This window comes from Bradyrhizobium sp., from assembly GCF_004799405.1.
GTDB lineage: Bacteria > Pseudomonadota > Alphaproteobacteria > Rhizobiales > Xanthobacteraceae > Bradyrhizobium.
In genome coordinates this window covers 17,953-36,176 of record NZ_SSMW01000027.1, presented here as the reverse complement: position 1 = coordinate 36,176, position 18,224 = coordinate 17,953, and the positions used below count along the sequence as shown (strand labels likewise).

At 64.2% G+C, this 18,224-nt stretch carries 19 protein-coding genes; 14 read left to right on the top strand and 5 right to left on the bottom strand.

The features are described 5' to 3' along the window. The first annotated feature begins 275 nt into the window (after positions 1-275). Positions 276-893, top strand: a complete 618-nt coding sequence (locus tag E7813_RS04845) for an acyltransferase family protein (RefSeq protein WP_363331152.1) — start codon at positions 276-278, stop codon at positions 891-893. A gap of 105 nt (positions 894-998) precedes the next feature. On the opposite strand, the gene E7813_RS04840 is transcribed toward E7813_RS04845, so the two are convergent. Together E7813_RS04840 and E7813_RS04835 are read right to left on the bottom strand one after the other, a co-directional pair. After that, entirely contained in the window at positions 999-2,216 is a 1,218-nt protein-coding gene (locus E7813_RS04840; RefSeq protein WP_291571423.1) for a multidrug effflux MFS transporter, read from the bottom strand. Between the two features lie 116 nt (positions 2,217-2,332). Further along, on the bottom strand, positions 2,333-3,589 hold the full coding sequence (locus E7813_RS04835; RefSeq protein ID WP_291571422.1) for an MFS transporter: 1,257 nt from the start codon (positions 3,587-3,589) through the stop codon (positions 2,333-2,335). Between the two features lie 374 nt (positions 3,590-3,963). Here E7813_RS04835 and E7813_RS04830 point away from each other — a divergent pair, with 374 nt between their 5' ends. From E7813_RS04830 to E7813_RS04815, 4 genes are all read left to right on the top strand, one after another. Beyond that, a complete protein-coding gene (locus tag E7813_RS04830; protein ID WP_291571420.1) occupies positions 3,964-4,980 on the top strand; it encodes a UbiA family prenyltransferase in 1,017 nt (338 codons plus the stop codon). A 1-nt stretch (position 4,981) separates the two neighbouring features. After that, positions 4,982-6,610 carry a hypothetical protein gene (locus tag E7813_RS04825; protein ID WP_291571418.1) on the top strand — a complete coding sequence of 543 codons (1,629 nt, stop codon included), beginning with the start codon at positions 4,982-4,984 and terminating at the stop codon, positions 6,608-6,610. Then, positions 6,603-7,232 carry a hypothetical protein gene (locus E7813_RS04820; protein ID WP_291571416.1) on the top strand — a complete coding sequence of 210 codons (630 nt, stop codon included), beginning with the start codon at positions 6,603-6,605 and terminating at the stop codon, positions 7,230-7,232. Before E7813_RS04825 ends, E7813_RS04820 begins: the two co-directional genes overlap by 8 nt. Before the next feature lie 111 nt (positions 7,233-7,343). Further along, complete coding sequence (locus tag E7813_RS04815; protein ID WP_291571428.1) at positions 7,344-8,690, top strand: Nramp family divalent metal transporter; 1,347 nt, start codon at positions 7,344-7,346, stop codon at positions 8,688-8,690. Positions 8,691-8,738: 48 nt separating this feature from the next. On the opposite strand, the gene E7813_RS04810 is transcribed toward E7813_RS04815, so the two are convergent. The 3 genes from E7813_RS04810 to hemB all read right to left on the bottom strand — a co-directional run bounded on the left by E7813_RS04810 (position 8,739) and on the right by hemB (position 11,405). After that, positions 8,739-9,515, bottom strand: coding sequence for an arginyltransferase (locus E7813_RS04810; RefSeq protein ID WP_291571414.1), 777 nt, complete (start codon positions 9,513-9,515; stop codon positions 8,739-8,741). A gap of 76 nt (positions 9,516-9,591) precedes the next feature. After that, positions 9,592-10,128 (bottom strand): RDD family protein, encoded by a 537-nt coding sequence (locus E7813_RS04805; protein ID WP_291571412.1) that lies wholly within the window; start codon positions 10,126-10,128, stop codon positions 9,592-9,594. A gap of 215 nt (positions 10,129-10,343) precedes the next feature. Continuing rightward, positions 10,344-11,405 (bottom strand): porphobilinogen synthase, encoded by a 1,062-nt coding sequence (gene hemB / locus E7813_RS04800; protein ID WP_291571410.1) that lies wholly within the window; start codon positions 11,403-11,405, stop codon positions 10,344-10,346. A 164-nt stretch (positions 11,406-11,569) separates the two neighbouring features. On the opposite strand from hemB, the gene E7813_RS04795 reads away from it, so the two are divergent. The 9 genes from E7813_RS04795 to E7813_RS04755 all read left to right on the top strand — a co-directional run bounded on the left by E7813_RS04795 (position 11,570) and on the right by E7813_RS04755 (position 18,183). Beyond that, on the top strand, positions 11,570-12,031 hold the full coding sequence (locus tag E7813_RS04795) for a DUF6163 family protein (protein ID WP_291571408.1): 462 nt from the start codon (positions 11,570-11,572) through the stop codon (positions 12,029-12,031). Between the two features lie 364 nt (positions 12,032-12,395). Then, positions 12,396-12,911, top strand: a complete 516-nt coding sequence (locus E7813_RS04790) for a MarR family winged helix-turn-helix transcriptional regulator (protein ID WP_291571406.1) — start codon at positions 12,396-12,398, stop codon at positions 12,909-12,911. 207 nt (positions 12,912-13,118) lie between these two features. Continuing rightward, positions 13,119-13,343 carry a hypothetical protein gene (locus E7813_RS04785; RefSeq protein WP_291571404.1) on the top strand — a complete coding sequence of 75 codons (225 nt, stop codon included), beginning with the start codon at positions 13,119-13,121 and terminating at the stop codon, positions 13,341-13,343. Positions 13,344-13,357: 14 nt separating this feature from the next. After that, complete coding sequence (locus E7813_RS04780) at positions 13,358-13,579, top strand: hypothetical protein (protein WP_291571402.1); 222 nt, start codon at positions 13,358-13,360, stop codon at positions 13,577-13,579. Positions 13,580-13,776: 197 nt separating this feature from the next. Next, positions 13,777-14,403, top strand: coding sequence for a glutathione S-transferase (locus tag E7813_RS04775; RefSeq protein WP_291571400.1), 627 nt, complete (start codon positions 13,777-13,779; stop codon positions 14,401-14,403). A 212-nt stretch (positions 14,404-14,615) separates the two neighbouring features. Then, complete coding sequence (glyA, locus tag E7813_RS04770) at positions 14,616-15,935, top strand: serine hydroxymethyltransferase (RefSeq protein WP_291571399.1); 1,320 nt, start codon at positions 14,616-14,618, stop codon at positions 15,933-15,935. A 9-nt stretch (positions 15,936-15,944) separates the two neighbouring features. After that, on the top strand, positions 15,945-16,427 hold the full coding sequence (gene nrdR / locus E7813_RS04765) for a transcriptional regulator NrdR (RefSeq protein ID WP_291571397.1): 483 nt from the start codon (positions 15,945-15,947) through the stop codon (positions 16,425-16,427). After that, positions 16,424-17,575, top strand: a complete 1,152-nt coding sequence (gene ribD / locus E7813_RS04760) for a bifunctional diaminohydroxyphosphoribosylaminopyrimidine deaminase/5-amino-6-(5-phosphoribosylamino)uracil reductase RibD (RefSeq protein ID WP_291571395.1) — start codon at positions 16,424-16,426, stop codon at positions 17,573-17,575. The genes nrdR and ribD overlap by 4 nt, the downstream gene beginning before the upstream one ends. After that, complete coding sequence (locus E7813_RS04755; protein WP_291571393.1) at positions 17,575-18,183, top strand: riboflavin synthase; 609 nt, start codon at positions 17,575-17,577, stop codon at positions 18,181-18,183. The genes ribD and E7813_RS04755 overlap by 1 nt, the downstream gene beginning before the upstream one ends. Positions 18,184-18,224: the final 41 nt, after the last annotated feature.

Below are 18,224 nucleotides of genomic sequence, written 5' to 3'. Positions count from 1 at the left end.
TGGCGCGGCCGGAGTCGATATATTTTTCATCATCAGCGGATTTGTGATGGTGATTTCGTCACGTCGCCTGGTCGATCGAGCTGGCGCGTGGCTGATCTTCCTTCAGCATCGCGTCGTCAGGATCGTTCCGCTTTACTGGCTGCTCACGACGGTCAAGATTCTCGCCGTCGCGGCTCTAGGAAGTGTCGTCCTGAGAACCGGCCTCGACTTCGATTTTGTGGCGGGGTCTCTATTTGTTCTTGCCCGTCACCGACACTGCCGGGCATTTTCGGCCCGTGCTTCCGGTGGGCTGGACCCTGACTTACGAATTTCTGTTCTATCTGCTTTTCGCAGCCGCCCTGGCGATGCGCGTGGATGTTCTTCGCATCGTTGTTCCCGGCCTGGGCCTGTTCGCCGCGGTGGCGCTCGTCCGCGTCGAAACCTGGCCCGCCTGGACCATCTTGTTCGACACCATCGTTGTGGAATTCGTGTTCGGAGTGATGCTCGCGAAATGGACCTTGCGGGGGTTTCGACTGCCGACGACGCTCGCCGGAGGACTGGTGCTCGGCGGATTTGCGCTGATCCTTGTCCTGCCAATGGTCTCGGAGAACACGAGGGTTCTTAGCTGGGGCATACCGGCGTTTGCCATCGTGGCCGGCGCCGTCTCGCTGGAGCCGTTGGCCCCGCCGGCACTGCCACGGTGGCTGCTGAGGCTGGGAGACGCATCGTATTCGATCTATCTCAGCCATGGCTTCGTGCTGCCGGTTCTCGGTCTTGCGTTTGCCGGCATCGTTTCACCGGGGCTGTGGATGGAGGGGCTTACCATCGTTCTGTGCCAGGTGTTCAGTTCGCTCGTGGGCTGGGCCGTTTTCATCTGGATTGAGAGTCCGATGCTGCGCGCTCTGAGACGCTAGCAGACCAGGCGCGCGGAGCTGCGGACCGTGGTTTCCGCCATGATCTCGCTCAACGCCCGCCGTTCCGCCGATGGCCACGGAAAGCTATCAGCGCTGTCTGGCGAGTTAACTCGCTCTTGCCCGCATGGCGTAAAGCCCCGATGCCACCAACGAGGCGACCGTCAGCACGATGCCGAGCGCGAACATCGGCTGCTGCGACACCGTCGCTGCGAGGTAAACCGCGATCGCGGCGCTCATCATCTGCCAGAAGCCGAGCAGCGCCGATGCCGCGCCGGCCTTCTCGCCGAACGGCGACAGCGCTTGTGCCGTGCCGAGCGGATTGACGATGCCCATGCCCAGCAAAAATACCAGCATGCCCGCGAGGAACGGCAGGAAGGTAGGGGTGAACACCGACACCAGCAGGATCGCAAGGCTGCCGGTGGCCGCCGCCACGAGGCCGCCCCGGATCGAACGGTCGAGCCCGAACCGCGGCACGAGCCTGGTCGCCAGCATGCCGGCGGCGAACACCATCATCACGGTGCCGGCGAAAAACAGCCCAAGCTGGATCGGGGTGAAGTGCAGTCCCTCGATCAACACCCGGGGAGCTGCGGCAAACATCGCGAACAGTCCGCCCATGATCAGACTGACGGTCGCCGCCGGCACCACGAAGCGGCGATCGGCGATCAGCCCAAGATAGTTTTTCGCGATCGCCAGCGGATTGAGCGGAATGCGGGTCGAACGATGGGTTTCGCCTAGGACGATGTCATAGGCGACGGCGCCGATGGCGGCGAAGATCCCGATGAAAACGAATTCGGAGCGCCAGCCGAAATAGTGATCGAGCGCGCCGCCGAGCAGCGGCGAGAAGCCGGGCGCGGCCGCCATCGCGATCATGATCAGCGCCATCGCGCGCGCCAGCGCCGCGCCGGAAAATAAATCGCGCGCAATGGCGCGCGACAGCACCGAAGTCGCGCAGGCGCCGGCGCCCTGGACGACGCGGCCGATCAACAGGCCCGGCAGGTCGGTGGCGACGCCGCACCAGATGCTGCCGAGCAGGAACACCGCAAAGCCTGTGAGCACAGGCCAGCGTCGGCCATAGCGATCCGAGATCGGCCCGACCACCAGTTGGCCCAGCGCGAATACCGCGAGGAAAATCGTGATGGCGGAGGTGACAGCCGCACTCGATACCTTGAGGGACGCCGCCATCTCCGGCAGCGACGGCAGCAGGATGTTGGTGGCGAGGGTTCCGGTCGCCGCCAATGCGGCCAGGACGGCGATCTGCGACAGGGTCGAGGATGCTTCCGCGCTTGGCGGGGCGGTAACGGTGGAGATGGTCTCGTCGGCCATGGGAACTCCCGCCTCGTTTGACATGATATGTATCATATAAAACGGGAACGGGAAGCTCCAATGGCTGGGCATTTATTCCGTCGTGAGCAAGGCCGAATGTTTGCGCGTTGCGTTCCCTAGCAGGCCCGCAGCACCGCCGGTCCATCTCCGACCATGTCCGGCTGCCTTGCAAGTCCGACCGCCGGCGAGATCAGGATCACCAGCGCCTGCGCCCCGAAGATCGCGACCGCCAGATAAAGGCATGCTTCCGCCCCGAAGAACCCGCCGACCACGGCGCCGATGGCGGCGCCGACCGGCCGCGCGCCATAGCTCATGATGTTGATGGCGGAAACCCGCCCCAACAGCCGCGGCGGCGTCACCGATTGCCGCAACGTGGTGGTGGAGATCACCCACAGGATCGGCCCAGCGCCGAGCAGGAAGAAGCCGAAGCCCGCCAGCTCCGGGCTTGGCACGAACGTCGTCAGCGCCAGCACCACCGCAGCGACGAAGCCGGTGACCGGTCCGAGCGCGATCACGATGCCGAATGGCAGGCGCCGCATCACCCGCGTCGCCGAGAGCGCGCCGACCACCATGCCGACGCCGTACATCGCAAGTGTGGTGCCGACCCCGGTCGCGGACAGGCCCAGACGACGCACGGCATAGGGCACGAACACCGCGAGCACCAGAAAGGAGCCGGTATTGAAGATGAACTGGGTGACGAACACCGGCCGCAGCAGCGGATGACGCGATACGAACACCGCGCCTTCTTTGATCTCCTGCAGCGGATGGCGCCGCGGCGCAGGCGCGCGGGCGGGCTCGTAGATGCCGGACAACAACACTACCGCGACGACGGAGAGGGCGGCGGCGAAGCCGAATGCGGGAGCGGCGCCCAGCCATCCGACCAGCACGCCACCGAGTGCCGGCCCACTGGCGAACGCAATGGTCCGCGCCAGTTCGATCCGCGCATTGGCCGCGGGTAAAAGTTTCGCGGAAACCAGCGATGGCACCAGCGCCGGCGCTGCCACGCTGTAGGCGACCGTTCCGCACACGGCGATGAAGCCTGCGAAAGCCAGCAGCGGCAGCGTCAACCGATCGAGCCAGATCAAAATCAGGATTGCGAGCAGTGCTGCGGCGCGCAGCGCTTCCGAGCCCGCCATCAGCCAGCGCCGCGAGATGCGATCGGCGAGCAATCCTGCGGGGATCGCGAACAGGATGAACGGCAGCGTCAGCGCGGTCTGCAATAGCCCGGTCTGGCCTTCGCCGACGCCGAGCAGCAGCACCGCCACGATGGGCGCCGCCGCGAGCGCGATCTGCTCGGCCGATTGGGCCGCGAGGTTAGACCACGCGAGGCGGTTGAAGGTCAGTGGCAGACGATCGCGCGATGATTGGGCCATGATGTTGTTCCTGTCGTGTCAGCACCGACAACGTGGGCGTCCATGGCAGTTGAAACCACCCGATTCCCGACACCGAGACGCCGCGCATGAGCGCGGCTCTTCAGATTGAAACACCCTGTTTCATTCCGGATCACGTTGCCTCGCCGTCGTTGCTCTCGCGGATAGCGGAGGGCGTGCGGAACCGGTGCATGGTGACGCTGTCCGTGCTGGAAATCCCCGCAAATCCTGCGTTTGCGAGCGGCGTTAACCGCGTTGCGCATGTTTCCGCCGTGCCGCAGCCGGGCAATGCAGCACGGCACGATCAATGCCCTTCAGGCTTGTCGCTCGTTGCGTTCCGAAATCGCGGAACAGGCGAGCAAGGCCTGGAGGATTTCATGAGCGTTACCAATCAGTCGGGATCGCCGGCAGCGTCCCACGTGCCGCAGCCCTCGGCGCGGTTCGCGGATTACATCGCCATTGCCCGGCCCGATCACTGGATCAAGCACGTCCTGATCGTCCCCGGCGTCGCCTTTGCGATGATCATGTCGGCCAGCGGTCCGATCGACTACGCAGCACTCGCCGAGCGGCTCTTGGTCTGCCTGTTCGTCGCGATGGCGCTGTCGTCGGCCAACTACACCATCAACGAATGGCTTGATGCGCCGTTCGATGCGATGCATCCGACCAAGCGCGCGCGGCCGGCGGTCCAGACCACGATGTCTGCCGGCGTGGTGTTCGCGCAATACATTCTGCTCACTTCGGTCGGCATGCTCGCCGCCCACACGCTGGGCTACAGTTTCAGCATGGTGGCGGTGGTGTTCGCCATCTTCGGCGTGATCTACAATGTGCGGCCGATCCGCGCCAAGGACCGCGCCTTTCTCGACGTCATCGTCGAGTCGCTGAATAATCCGCTGCGGTTCCTGTTCGGCTGGTTCGCGGTCACCCCGCATGTGGCGCCGCCGGCGTCGATCCTGCTGGCCTACTGGTTCGGCGGCGCCTTCCTGATGGCCGCCAAACGGGTCTCGGAGCACCGCGCCATCGTCGAGGCCGGCGGCACCGCCAGCCTCGCGGCCTACCGGCCGTCCTTCGCCGTCTACACCCAGTCGAGCCTGGTGACGAGCTGCCTGGTCTATGCGCAAGGCTTCGCCTTCATGATGGCGATCTTCCTGTTGAAATACCGGATTGAATATCTCGTGGTCATTCCACTCTTCGTCGCGCTGTTCGCGGCCTATATGAGGCTGGCGCTGACGCCCGATTCAGCCGCGGCGCGGCCGGAAGAACTGATGCGCCAGCCGGCGATGCTGGCCGGAGCGGCGGTGACGATGGCGCTGTTCGGTGTGCTGACCTTTGTCGATCTGCCGTGGCTCAACGGCCTGACCAGTTCGGACCTGATCCATCTCACCGCGGGTCGCTGACATGTCGCTTGCCGCCATTTCATACGGTGCCCGCAGAAACGTTGCGGGCGTCGCAGCCGTCACCCTGCTGTTCGCGGTTCTGGTTCTGCTGCTGGACGGTCCGGTGTGGCTGGTCAAGCTGGTGCCGACCCAGGATGGTCCGGTGCATCTGGCGCAGGCCGATCTGATCGCGCGGTTCGGCTGGGGCGGCGCATTGCAGGAGCCTGCGGCATGGTTCTACCAGTGGAATCCCCGGATCGAGCCCAACTCCGCCATCTATCTGCTGCTGGCGGGCCTGATCCGGTTGACCGGCGATCCGCTGGTCGCAAACACGTTCTTCCTTAGCCTCTACGGCGTGCTCTGGATCGCGGCTGGCTTTGTGGTCTGCCGGACCGAGAGCGAGCGCCCGGCGTTGCCGATGCTGCTGTTGCTGCCGCTGGCATTCGGCGCCTTCATCCACTGGGGCTTCTACAATTTCGCCTTCGGCGTGCCGATGTTCCTGCTGTTCGCAAGCTTCTGGCGCAAGGTGCAGACGCGCGGCGACGCGGTGACCTTCATCGGCACGGCCTTGTTCCTGATCGCGCTTTATTTGACGCACATCACGTCGGTGGTGGCGGCTTGTCTGTTGCTCGCGGCGGATGGCATTGCGCGGGCGATACGGACGTGGGACCGCTCCGGACTGCGCGCCGCCGGCAGGCGATTGATGATCGATGGCGCCTGGGCGGCCGCGGCCGCACTGCCGGTCCTGATGCTGGCGGCGATCTTCCTGTTTGCCTATCGCAATATCCCGGGCGAGCCGCCGAGCATCGATGGCGGGATGACGCAGATCGTGCGCCGGATCGTGGCGGCGACCTATCTGTTCACCTTCACATGGTGGGAAGTGGTGGCGCTGGCGCCGGTGCTGGCCGCGATGCTGGTCGCTGGCGTTGTCGCCTTGCGGCGCCTGAAATCCGGCGACCTGATGTGGCCGGCCTTCTTCGGGCTGGTCGTCCTGCTGTCGCTGTTCAACCTGAAAACCGGCTCGGCGTTGCTGTCCGAGCGGCTCGCCCCCTATAGCTGGATTGCCGTGGTGATGACGATCGCCACGCGCCAGCCAGGCGCCGCGCTTGCGCGTATGCTTGGCGCCGCGGCGCTCGCCGGCCTGATCGGCCAGACTGCGATCCGTTCCGTGGCCTACCGCGCGTGGTCGCCGATACTGGAAAGCGAACGCGCCGCCGGCCGCGACAATCCCGGACAGAGCTTTGTCAATATCGACCTGATCGCGCTCAAAAGCAGCGCACTGTTCGCCTGGCGCATTCGGCCAACGCTGCACGCCGCTCAGACCGCGGCACTTGCCGCCCAAGGGGTCGGATTGTCGTCGCCGCTGCCCTCGACCCGCTATTTCGGCTACTTCCCGCTGCAATATGTCGAGGCGCATGATTTTATGCGCGCGGCGGCGGACTGGGAAGCCGATCCGGACCCCGCCGCGGTGGCGAAATTCAGGAGCGCCAACCGTGGCGCGCCGCATCTGCTGATCGTTTCATCTTCCGATCAGGACGGTGCGGCACTGGCAAGCAAGCTCGGATATGGCGATTGCAAGAATGCTGTAAGTGGCGGGCGAGAAATCAGCCTGTGCCGGGTCTCGACACGGCCGAGCGCCGCGCATGAATAGCATCGCAACCATCGCCGCGCCGACATCCGCATCGGTTCGGCAGCGCGAACAGGCCGATGCGCTGTTCGGCCTGCCGCTATCGATGCCGCTGGTGCTCGATCTCGACGGCACGCTGATTGCTGGAGACCTGCTTTACAAAAGCTTTGTCTCGATCCTGCGCCGCAATCCACTGATCGTGTTTCGTTGCGCGATCTGGCTGCGGCAAGGCCGTGCGGCCCTGAAGCGCCAATTGGCATTGCGCAACCGGATCGAATGGGATCGGCTGCAACTGCATCAGGACGTTGTGGCGCTGGCGCGGCGGGAGAAAGCCGCCGGCCGCAAAATCGTGCTCGCGACCGCCGCCGACGCCGTTCTCGCAGGGCGAGTGGCAGTGCGCCTCGGCTTCATCGATCGCGTGCTGGCGTCGGACGGCGAACGCAACCTCAAGGGCTCGGCAAAGGCTTCGCAGCTGATCATCGCGTTCCCCGCAGGCTTCATCTATGCCGGCGACAGCAACGCCGACCTCAAGGTGTGGCGCTGCGCCCGCGGCATCATCCTCGTCAACGCCCGCCGTTCCGTCGCGGAAGCCGCGCGCGCGTTCGGCCGTCCGATGCTTGAATTGGCGGGCAGGGTGGGGACGTAGTCACCCTCGCGATCCAGATGCAGTTGCAAATGAGTTGCAATAAAGGTCAATCTCAGGCATCCTGCCGAAATGGATGCGCTCACTCCCGAATTGCCACCTGATTCCAAGCCGATGTCGGCCGCTGCCAATCCAACGCTGGACGGTCCAGGCTGGCGTACAGCACGCGGAGAGCCGTCGCTGGCGGGCATCTTCGCCTCGGTGCGGACGGCGAAGCAGGGGCCGTTCTGGCGCAAGCTGCTGGCGTTCCTCGGGCCGGGTTATCTCGTCGCCGTCGGCTATATGGATCCCGGCAATTGGGCGACTTCGCTCGCCGGCGGTTCCAAATTCGGCTACGCGCTGCTGACGGTTGCGATGCTGTCAAATCTGATGGCAATCGTGCTGCAGTCGCTATGCACGCGGCTCGGCGTCGGGGCGGGGCGCGATCTGGCGCAGGCCTGCCGGGATTCCTATCCGCGATGGATGTCATGGCCGCTGTGGCTGTCGGCCGAAATCGCCATCACCGCGACCGATCTGGCCGAGGTGATCGGCACCGCGATCGGCCTCAATCTGCTGTTTCATATTCCGCTCGAGATCGGCGTCATCATCACAGCGGCCGACGTGTTTCTGATCCTGGCGCTGCAGGCGTTCGGCTTTCGCTGGATCGAAGCCTTTGTCGTCACGATGCTGGGCGTGATCGCGGCGTGTTTTGCGGTGCAGATCGTGATGGCAAATCCCGACTGGGGCGCCGTCGTCAGGGGCTTTGCGCCGACCACCGATATTTTTGCCAATCGCGAGATGCTGTACCTGGCGCTCGGCATCCTCGGCGCCACCGTGATGCCGCATAACCTCTATCTGCATTCGGGGCTGGTGCAGACCAGGGGCTACGGCGACGGCATTGCGGAAAAACGCGAGGCCATCAAGCTTGCGACCATCGATTCCACCATCGCGCTGTGCCTGGCGCTGGTCATCAACGCCTCGATCCTGATCCTGGCGGCGGCGACCTTCCATCGCGCCGGCAAGACCGATGTCGCTGAACTCGACCAGGCCCACGCCTTTCTGGCGCCGCTGCTCGGCTCGACCATGGCGCCGACGCTGTTTGCGGTTGCCCTTCTGTGTTGCGGGCTGAACTCGACCATCACCGCGACGCTGGCCGGGCAGATCGTGATGGAGGGCTTTCTCAACTTGCGGATCGCGCCCTGGCTGCGGCGCATGGTGACGCGGGTAATCGCGATCGTCCCGGCGGTGATCGTGACGATCTGGGCCGGTGAGAAGGCAACGGGTCAGTTGCTGATTTTCAGCCAGGTGGTGCTCAGCCTGCAACTGCCGTTCGCGGTGGTGCCGCTGGTGCTGTTCACAGCGAGCCGCAGCAAGATGGGCCCGTTCACCGCGCCGCGCTGGCTGACGGTGCTGGCGGCGCTGACCGCGGCGGTGATCATCGCGCTGAATGCAAAGCTGGTGTGGGATTACGTTGCGGGATAGGGCGCGAACGCGCACCGCAGCGGAGGGCTATGTGATGACGGCGCAGGACTAATCCTGCGGCTCCGACGGCACTTCGCCTGAGGCGTCGATGCGCAGCCAGCCGGACGGCGCGAGGCGCTGTTGCGGCAGGAAGCGGCCTTTATAGTCCATCTTCTTCGAACCCTCGATCCAGTAGCCGAGATAGACGTAAGGCAGCCCCTGTCGTCTTGCCCGGGTAATGTGGTCGAGGATCATGAAGGTGCCGAGCGAGCGGCTTTCCTCCGAGGGTTCGAAGAACGAATACACCATCGACAGTCCGTCGCTGAGCACGTCGGTCAGCGCCACCGCCACCAGCTCGCCACCCTTGCCGGTGACGCCGCTGTCGACGCCGCGGCGGCGATATTCCACGATACGGGTTTCGACGTGGCTGTCTTCCACCATCATCGCGTAATCCAGCACGGTCATGTCGGCCATGCCGCCGTGGCGGTGGCGCTGGTCGAGATAGGCCCGGAACACCGAATATTGCTCCGAGGTCGGCACCGCGCTGCGCTGCTCGCCGACGATGTCGGCGTTGCGCGCCATGATCTTTCTGAAATTGCGCGACAGGCGGAATTCGTTGGCGATGACGCGCACCGAAACGCAGGCCCGGCACTGGTCGCAGGCCGGGCGGTAGGCGATCGACTGGCTGCGCCGGAACCCGCCATGGGTCAAAAGGTCGTTGAGATCGCCGGCCTTGTCCCCGACCAGATGCGTGAACACCTTGCGCTCATGCCGGCCCGGCAAATACGGGCAGGGTGAGGGCGCGGTAAGGTAGAATTGCGGGGTGTCGCGCGAATGCTGGGTCACGGGAAGTCGTTAGTCTCCGAAGCAGCCGGCGCCAGCATCGCGCCGCGGAGGCTGACGGTCAATCCGTTTGGCGGGGTCAGAACGTCCGGGCCGGTTGCGCGGCCTGGGTGCGCACCGAACTGTTGACAACCACGGTCCCCAGCACGAGGTCGTGCAGCAATTGCCGGCGGCCGTTGAACAGGCCGACCAGCAGAATCAGCGGCGTCAGCACCGATATCGAAATATAGAACAGCACCGCATGCATGGCGCCCAGCACGAAATAGCCCGGCGCGCCGTACCAGGTGCGCAATTCCAGATCCATCACCCGCATGCCGACGGTAGCCGAATGCGGCCCGCCGATCGACGCGCCGTAATAAATCAGCGCCCAGACCACGGATGCCGGCCACGCCAGCCAGAACAGCGCCCAGCCGAGGCCGAGCGTGACCAGGCCGAACACGGCGATGAACAGGTAGACCAGGATTACCGGCACCGACAGCACCACGAGGTCGATCAGGAACGCGAACACCCGCCGCGTCAGCACGCCGCGAAACAATTCCGGCTGAGCCAGGGGATCGAACGCATGCGGCTGCGGATTCACCGGGCCGTTGGGGTTGCCCAAACTGTTGTCAAACATGGTCAGTCCTCTCCTGCCGCGACCTTGCAGGACATGGGAACGGGTGTTGGGCTTGCAAGGGCCGGGATTGTTACCGAACAGCAATATTCCGCCGTCCCGGCCTCGAGCCGGGATGCTCCGTGCCGTCTCGTTTTTGAACGCTGTTGCATCGGCCCGCCGTAACATTGGGCTTCGGCGGCTATGGATCCCGGCTCAAGGCCGCGACGACAGGAGTCTCATGCCTCCGCCTTCAGCTTCTCTGCCGCTTGGGCCGCGAAATAAGTCAGGATGCCGTCGGCTCCGGCGCGCTTGAACCCGAGCAGGCTTTCCATCATGGCGCGCTCGCCGTCGATCCAGCCATTGCCGGCGGCGGCTGCGATCATCGCGTACTCGCCGGACACCTGATAGACGAAGGTCGGCATCGCGAAGGTATCCTTGACCCGCCGTACGATGTCGAGATACGGCATGCCGGGCTTCACCATCACCATGTCGGCGCCTTCGGCGATGTCGAGTTCGACCTCGCGCAGGGCCTCGTCGGAATTGGCCGAGTCCATCTGATAGGTGCGCTTGTCGCCGGTCAGGGTTTTGGCCGAGCCGATGGCGTCGCGGAACGGGCCGTAGAAGGCCGAGGCATATTTGGCCGCATAGGACATGATCTGCACGTCGAGGAAACCCGCGGCATCGAGCCCGCGACGGATCGCGCCGACGCGGCCGTCCATCATGTCCGAGGGTGCGATGACGTCGCAGCCGGCTTCGGCCTGCACCAGCGCCTGGCGCACCAGCACCGCGACCGTCTCGTCGTTGAGGATGCGGCCGTCCTCGATCAGGCCGTCATGGCCGTGGCTGGTGAACGGATCGAGCGCCACGTCGCAGAGCACGCCGAGGCCGGGAAATTCCTTCTTGATGGCGCGCACCGACTTGCACACGAGATTGTCGGGGTTGACGGCTTCGGAGCCGCGTTCGTCTCGCAACGTAGGCTCGGTATAGGGGAACAGTGCGATGCAGGGAATGTTCAGCTTCACCGCGCGCTCGGCGTCGCGCACCGCCTGATCGACGCTCAGCCTGTCAACGCCGGGCATCGAGGCGACGCCGTCGCGCTTGTTGTGGCCATCGACCACGAACAGCGGCCAGATCAGGTCGTCCGTGGTCAGGACGTTTTCGCGCACCAGCCGGCGCGCCCATTCGGCCTTGCGATTGCGGCGCGGGCGAACCACGAGGTCGAGGGCGGGAGCGGCGAGGGCGGCCTCGTGCCGGGGAGCATCGCGCATTTCAATCGGGCGCCCGAATTTGATCGCCATGTGATAAACACTCCGGAAGGCAGCAGGCTGGATTTTGAACCGTTCCAATCCTACCACCCCGGACGGCTTTCGTCACCGCACCCGTGGGGCCATTTGATTTTATCGCGCCGAGAGGCCATGAGTCGCCCATGCACGGCCGATCCCCACCATGAACAGTCACCCGCATGTCTGAAACTCCATCGCGCGACCAGACGCGGGACAGCGCCATGTCGGTGGAGGCGATTTCGTCCGATCGCGGCGAGACCGACGACAATGCCTGGACCCGGCGGCTGGTGTTTTTCCTGCGCATCATGGCCGTCGTTTCCGTGGCCAAGGGCCTCTATCACTGGGCGCAGGTCACCGGCTTCGTCGGCGGCGAAGATGACGCCTTTGAAAACCAGACCATGGCATGGCAAACCGCGACGGTTTATTTCGCGGTGATCGAACTCGTCGCCGCCGTCGGCCTGTGGCTGGCAACGCCGTGGGGTGCCGTGGTTTGGCTGACCACGGTGGTTTCGATGGCGGTGATCGAACTGATGTTTCCGGCAATCTACGGCGGCAGCCTGACGGTGGTGGCTCTGGAAGCGCTGATGCTGGCGATCTATCTGGCGCTGGCATGGATGGCCGCGCGCGAACGGCCGCCATAGCCGCGTGAGATTCCGCAAGCGCGCAAAAATCGCATCGAATTTTCTGGAAGTTTCGCGGTAACGCTTCAGTCACCCTAACGCGGCGGTCATACCTGTTACGCCGATGTTTCCAATTTGAACCATGCTGTTTCCTTCTGCGACAGAGCAGGCCAACGAAGCGTGAACAGGGGGTACGCACCGTCAATGAAAGGTTGCGAAAAGCCCTTTATCCATGGGCTTAATCCACGATTCACTGTCTTAAATTCATGATCTCTTTATTGTCTTATTTAAGCTGATCTTCAAACGGTCCCCTTAAGTTGCGGCTATCAGGCGGGACACAAGTTTCGTCGAATAAGTCGATAAAAACGACAACAGGGGAAGTGTCATGATGAAAGCCGTTGCAACGGCGGTGGAAACCGCTGACCGCGCTCCGGGCAACGCTCCGGTACAGCCGCTCTATCTCGAAGCGTTGACGTTGGTGGAGCGGCTGCATCGCCGCCTGCTCGACGTCATCAAGGATGAATTCGATCGCCGCGGCCGCGCCGACATCAATTCGGTGCAGGCTTTGCTGCTCTATAACATCGGCGACAAGGAACTGACCGCGGGCGAGCTGCGTACCCGCGGCTATTACCTCGGCTCCAACGTCTCCTACAACCTGAAGAAGCTGGTCGAACTCGGCTTCCTCGATCATCAGCGCTCGCGCGTCGATCGCCGTTCGGTCCGTATCCGCCTCACCGCGCAGGGCCAGGAAATCCGCCGCATCGTCGATGCGCTCTATCAGAAGCACGTCAAGACCGTGGAGCAGGTCGGCGGCATTTCCAACGAAGAGTTCGCAACCCTCAACAAGTCGCTGCACCGGCTCGAGCGGTTCTGGACCGACCAGATCCTGTATCGGCTCTGAGACTTTTCGAAGCCGCAGAACATTGGCCAAGCCGGCGTTTCAAAAAGACCGGCGGCTACTAGATCAAGCGACACTTCCAAAGCGCATCGGTCCGGGTTTCCGGCCCGATGCGTTTTGTTTTTAGGACAGCGTCAAAAATAGGTTTCCCGAAATGGAACCCATTTGCACCCTCAAGCCTTATCAGTCTGTATCGGAGGACTTGAGGTCATGCTGGTTGAGCGCGGGCTGCAGGTGATGAATGTCGAGGTGGTCGGCGACGCCTACGCCATCGCCTCGAACTACCTTCGACGGACCGGCGCCATTGCCGACACCTTTGCCACCAACGAGCCGCTGCTCGAAGTCATCGTCGAGCTGTTCCGGCGCGGTGAAATGAACAAGATCCGCCTCGCCAACAAGGCGATCGCGCGTTTTGAGGCTGTTGAACTGGTCTGACCGCGAGAGGATACATGGAAGCCACCATCGATCGCATCATGCAAACCTACGCCCTCCTAGTGAACCGCTCCGCGGCCGCCAGCGGCGAAGCGCGCGCCAAGGTGACGGACTATGTCACCACATTGTTCGAGGCCGGTGAAAAGGACACCCATCGGCTGACGGTGTGCGGGCTGACCTATTTGCGGGAGCTCGACGGCTCAACCGATCCGGTCAAGGCAGGGTTTACGGGGCTGTGAGGGGCTGACGCAACTAGCCGACCATATTCGGTCGTCATGCCCGCGAAGGCAGGTAGCCAGTACGCCGAGGCCTCTCGATTAATCACTGAACTCCCTGGAATACTGGATCGCCCGGTCAAGCCGGACGATGACGGTGACACTTCACACCAAATCTCTGGTAGCTTTGGCATCCAACGAGCCGCCCAGAGGAATCCCTCATGCTCACGCTCCATCATCTCAACGACTCCCGCTCGCAGCGGATCCTTTGGCTGCTCGAAGAACTCGGCACGCCCTATGAGATCAAGCGCTATCAGCGCGATGCCGTGACGCGCCTGGCGCCGCCCGAATTAGTTGCGGTGCATCCGCTCGGCAAGTCGCCTGTCATTACCGACGGCGATGTCAGGATCGCAGAATCAGGCGCGATCGTCGATTACATCATCCGCACTTATGGAAAGGGTGCGCTGATGCCGAAGCCCGGCAGCGCCGAATACGAAGCCTATAACGAGTGGCTGCACTACGCTGAAGGCTCGGCGATGCTGCCGCTGATGCTCAACCTCTATGTCAGCCGGTTGAAGGAGGCGGGCGCCCCGTTGCACCCGCGCATCGACAGCGAAATCGCCAATCATCTCGGCTACGTCGACAGCGCGCTGAGGGGCCGCGAATTCTTTGTCGGGAACGCGCTGACCGGCGCCGACATCCAGATGAGCTTTGTCGGGGAGATGGCGAAAGTATTCGACAAGCTCGGGCCGTACCCGGATCTGCGTGCGTGGCTGTCGCGGATGCACGCGCGCCCGGCCTTCCAGCGCTCGATCGAGAAGGGCGGGGCGTATCGGTTTGCGAAGTAGGGCCTGAAGCGTCGTCCCGGTGTTCCCGGGGGCCCGCGAAAGGCTGGCAACCCGCCCATCCCCACCATATCTTGCATAAATGCTGGGCCCGCACCGCAAGCGCTTGGCCATTGCGGTCCGATATGGTATTGCGCGAGGCATAGCTTTCGACCGCCACCGATGACCGCCCGCACCCCGCCTAACCGGCTGCGGCGGTGGAGATATTTCGCCCAATGACCCCTCCGAGCAGCTCTACTTCCAGCGCCAAAACCGCCTCCGCACCCGACTCGTTCTTCACGGCGACCCTCGCCGAGGCCGATCCGGATATCGCAGCCGCCATCCGCGGCGAACTCGGCCGCCAGCGCCATGAGATCGAACTGATCGCGTCGGAAAACATCGTCAGCCGCGCCGTGCTGGAAGCGCAGGGTTCGGTGCTGACCAACAAGTACGCCGAAGGCTATCCGGGCAATCGCTACTACGGCGGCTGCGAGTGGGTCGACGTGGTCGAGACTCTCGCGATCGATCGCGCCAAGAAGCTGTTCGGCGCCCAGTTCGCCAACGTGCAGCCGAATTCAGGCAGCCAGATGAACCAAGCGGTGTTCCTGGCGCTGTTGCAGCCCGGCGATACCTTCATGGGCCTCGATCTTGCCGCCGGCGGACATCTCACCCACGGCGCGCCGGTCAATATCTCCGGCAAATGGTTCAAGGCGCAGCACTACACCGTGCGCCGCGACGACCAGACCATCGACATGGACGAGGTCGCCCGCCGCGCCGCGGAGGTGAAGCCGAAGCTGATCATCGCCGGCGGATCGGCCTATTCGCGCGCCTGGGACTTCAAGCGCTTTCGCGAGATCGCCGACAGCGTCGGCGCCTATTTCATGGTGGACATGGCGCATTTCGCCGGCCTCGTCGCCGGCGGCGTGCATGCTTCGCCGGTGCCGTATGCGCATGTGACGACCACCACCACCCACAAGTCGCTGCGCGGCCCGCGCGGCGGGCTGATGCTGTGGAACGATGAGGCGCTGACCAAAAAATTCAATTCCGCGGTGTTTCCCGGCTTGCAGGGCGGTCCCTTGATGCATGTGATCGCCGCCAAGGCGGTGGCGTTTGCCGAGGCGTTGCGCCCGGACTTCAAGGTCTATGCCAAGAACGTGGTCGAGAATGCCAAGGCGCTGGCGGAGAGCCTGCGCTCTCACGGCCTCGACATCGTCTCCGGCGGCACCGACAACCATCTGATGCTGGTGGACCTGCGGCCCAAGGGCCTCAAGGGCAACGTCTCGGAGAAGGCGTTGGTGCGCGCGGCGATCACCTGCAACAAGAACGGCATTCCCTTCGATCCGGAGAAGCCGTTCGTCACCTCGGGTCTCCGGCTGGGAACGCCGGCGGCGACCACGCGCGGTTTTGGCGTGGCCGAGTTCAAGCAGGTCGGCGGCATGATCGCCGAGGTGCTGGGCGCCATCGCGCAGTCGCCGGACGGCAGCGCGCCGATGGTGGAAGCCGCGATCAAGGAACGGGTCAGGGCGCTCACCGACCGCTTTCCGATTTACCAGTAAGGCAGGTAGATGCGTTGCCCGAGCTGCAGCAGTCTCGATACCCAGGTGAAGGACTCCCGTCCGGCGGAGGATTCCGCGGTGATCCGGCGGCGGCGGGTCTGCGTCGCCTGCAATTTCCGCTTCACCACCTTCGAACGGGTGCAGTTGCGCGAACTCACCGTGATCAAGCGCAACGGACGCCGGGTGCCGTTCGATCGCGACAAGCTGGTGCGCTCGCTGCAGATCAGTTTGCGAAAACGCCCGGTCAATCCTGAAAGAGTCGAGACGATGGTCTCGGCGATCGTGCGCGAACTGGAGAGCGGCGGCGAGGCCGAGATCTCGTCCGAGGCGATCGGCGAGATCGTGATGGAGCACCTGCGCCAGCTCGATGATGTCGCCTATGTCCGCTTTGCCTCGGTCTATCGCAACTTTCGCGAGGCAAAGGACTTTGAAGCCGTGCTCGGCGAGCTCTCCGGCGACGACGACGCGCGGCTGGCCACGTTACGCAAATGATCTTCCGCATTCTGGAAGACCAGTACGCCGAGAAATCCAAACTGTCGAAAGCCGCCGACCGGCGCTTCATGGAGCTGGCGCTGACGCTCGGGCGGCGCGGGCAGGGCCGGACCTGGCCCAATCCCGCCGTCGGTGCTGTCGTGGTCAGGGACGGCGTCATTGTCGGTCGCGGCTGGACGCAACCGGGCGGCCGCCCGCATGCCGAGCCGGTGGCGCTCGGCCACGCCGGCGCGGCCGCGCGCGGCGCCACGCTTTATGTGACGCTGGAGCCATGTTCGCATGTCGGCAAGTCGCCGCCGTGCGCGGATGCCATCATCGCCGCCGGCATTGCGCGCGTGGTATCGGCGATCGAGGATCCCAACCCTGAAGTGGCCGGGCAGGGCCATGCGCGACTTCGCGCTGCGGGTATTACGGTTGATATCGGGCTTGGTGCAGCGGAGGCCGCGCACGATCATGCCGGGCATTTCCGGCGCATCCGCGATGGACGGCCCCATATCATCCTCAAGCTTGCGGTATCGTCCGACGACAAGATAGGCGCTGCCGGGCGCAAGCCGATCGCGATAACGGGCGCGGCGGCGCGGTCGCGCGTGCATCTGCTCCGCGCGCAATGCGACGCGGTCCTGGTCGGGATCGGCACCGTGCAGGCGGACGATCCGCTGCTGACCTGCCGCCTGCCGGGCATGGAGGCGCGCTCGCCGGTGCGGGTGGTGCTGGATCGCGCGTTGCGGATATCGGGTACCAGCCGGCTGGTTCATTCGGCCCGCGAGACGCCGCTGTGGGTGATGACGTCGGAGGTTTCGGAAGCTTCCGGCGCCATGAAGCTCGGCGCATCAGGCGCGCAAGTGATCCGGGTGGCCACCCCATCGGCGCCGCCAGAGCTCGATCTAGGCGCCGTGCTGCATGCGCTGGCGGAAAAGGGCATCACCAGGCTTTTGGTCGAAGGCGGCGCGCGGGTGGCGTCCTCCTTTGTCGCTGAAGGCCTCGCCGATGAAGTCTGGCTGCTGCGCGGGCCGGAGCCGATCGGCACGGATGGCATCGCGGCGCTGGACGCATTGCCGCTGACCGCAATCACGCAGTCGCCGGATTATCGGGTTCGTGCTAGCGAAAGTCTGCACCAGGACACCCTGACCATTTACGAGCGCGCTTAATGTTCACCGGCATTGTCACCGACATCGGCGAGATCGTCAGCCTGACGCCCACGGCGCAGGGCCAGTTGCACCGGCTGCGCATCGCGTGCCGCTACGACCGCGCCGGCATTGCCGATGGTGCGTCGATCGCGTGCAACGGGGTTTGCCTGACCGTGGTGGCGTCGGGCGTCGATCGAGGCAAAACCTGGTTCGAGGTCGATGCCGCCGCCGAAACGCTGGGCATGACCACCGCGAAGCACTGGGCCGCGGGCACCAGGCTCAATCTCGAACGGGCGCTCAGGATCGGCGACGAACTCGGCGGCCATATCGTGGCCGGGCATGCCGACGGCATCGCCACCATCATCAGGCGCGAGGATCTGCCCGACATGGCGCGGTTCGAACTGCGCACCACGCGCGAACTGGCGCGTTTCATCGCCGCCAAGGGCTCGGTGACGCTGGATGGCGTGTCGCTGACGGTGAATACGGTTGAAGACGTGGTGTTTTCGGTGCTGATCATTCCGCACACGCTAGCGGTCACCACGCTCGGCGGCTGGCGCGCGGGCGGCGAGGTCAATCTCGAAGTTGACCTGATGGCCCGCTACGCTGCGCGGCTTGCGGAAATGAAATAGAAGCGGCCCTTGGCATTAGCCGCTGCTGCGCCTAAAACGCT

Excerpts from the sequence above, each read along its gene's own strand:
- E7813_RS04840 (WP_291571423.1), bottom strand. The coding sequence starts at position 2,216 with ATGGCCGACGAGACCATCTCCACCGTTACCGCCCCGCCAAGCGCGGAA.
- E7813_RS04835 (WP_291571422.1), bottom strand. The coding sequence starts at position 3,589 with ATGGCCCAATCATCGCGCGATCGTCTGCCACTGACCTTCAACCGCCTC.
- E7813_RS04830 (WP_291571420.1), top strand. The coding sequence starts at position 3,964 with ATGAGCGTTACCAATCAGTCGGGATCGCCGGCAGCGTCCCACGTGCCG.
- E7813_RS04825 (WP_291571418.1), top strand. The coding sequence starts at position 4,982 with ATGTCGCTTGCCGCCATTTCATACGGTGCCCGCAGAAACGTTGCGGGC.
- E7813_RS04820 (WP_291571416.1), top strand. The coding sequence starts at position 6,603 with ATGAATAGCATCGCAACCATCGCCGCGCCGACATCCGCATCGGTTCGG.
- E7813_RS04815 (WP_291571428.1), top strand. The coding sequence starts at position 7,344 with ATGTCGGCCGCTGCCAATCCAACGCTGGACGGTCCAGGCTGGCGTACA.
- E7813_RS04805 (WP_291571412.1), bottom strand. The coding sequence starts at position 10,128 with ATGTTTGACAACAGTTTGGGCAACCCCAACGGCCCGGTGAATCCGCAG.
- hemB (WP_291571410.1), bottom strand. The coding sequence starts at position 11,405 with ATGGCGATCAAATTCGGGCGCCCGATTGAAATGCGCGATGCTCCCCGG.
- E7813_RS04795 (WP_291571408.1), top strand. The coding sequence starts at position 11,570 with ATGTCTGAAACTCCATCGCGCGACCAGACGCGGGACAGCGCCATGTCG.
- E7813_RS04790 (WP_291571406.1), top strand. The coding sequence starts at position 12,396 with ATGATGAAAGCCGTTGCAACGGCGGTGGAAACCGCTGACCGCGCTCCG.
- E7813_RS04785 (WP_291571404.1), top strand. The coding sequence starts at position 13,119 with ATGCTGGTTGAGCGCGGGCTGCAGGTGATGAATGTCGAGGTGGTCGGC.
- E7813_RS04780 (WP_291571402.1), top strand. The coding sequence starts at position 13,358 with ATGGAAGCCACCATCGATCGCATCATGCAAACCTACGCCCTCCTAGTG.
- E7813_RS04775 (WP_291571400.1), top strand. The coding sequence starts at position 13,777 with ATGCTCACGCTCCATCATCTCAACGACTCCCGCTCGCAGCGGATCCTT.
- glyA (WP_291571399.1), top strand. The coding sequence starts at position 14,616 with ATGACCCCTCCGAGCAGCTCTACTTCCAGCGCCAAAACCGCCTCCGCA.
- nrdR (WP_291571397.1), top strand. The coding sequence starts at position 15,945 with ATGCGTTGCCCGAGCTGCAGCAGTCTCGATACCCAGGTGAAGGACTCC.
- ribD (WP_291571395.1), top strand. The coding sequence starts at position 16,424 with ATGATCTTCCGCATTCTGGAAGACCAGTACGCCGAGAAATCCAAACTG.
- E7813_RS04755 (WP_291571393.1), top strand. The coding sequence starts at position 17,575 with ATGTTCACCGGCATTGTCACCGACATCGGCGAGATCGTCAGCCTGACG.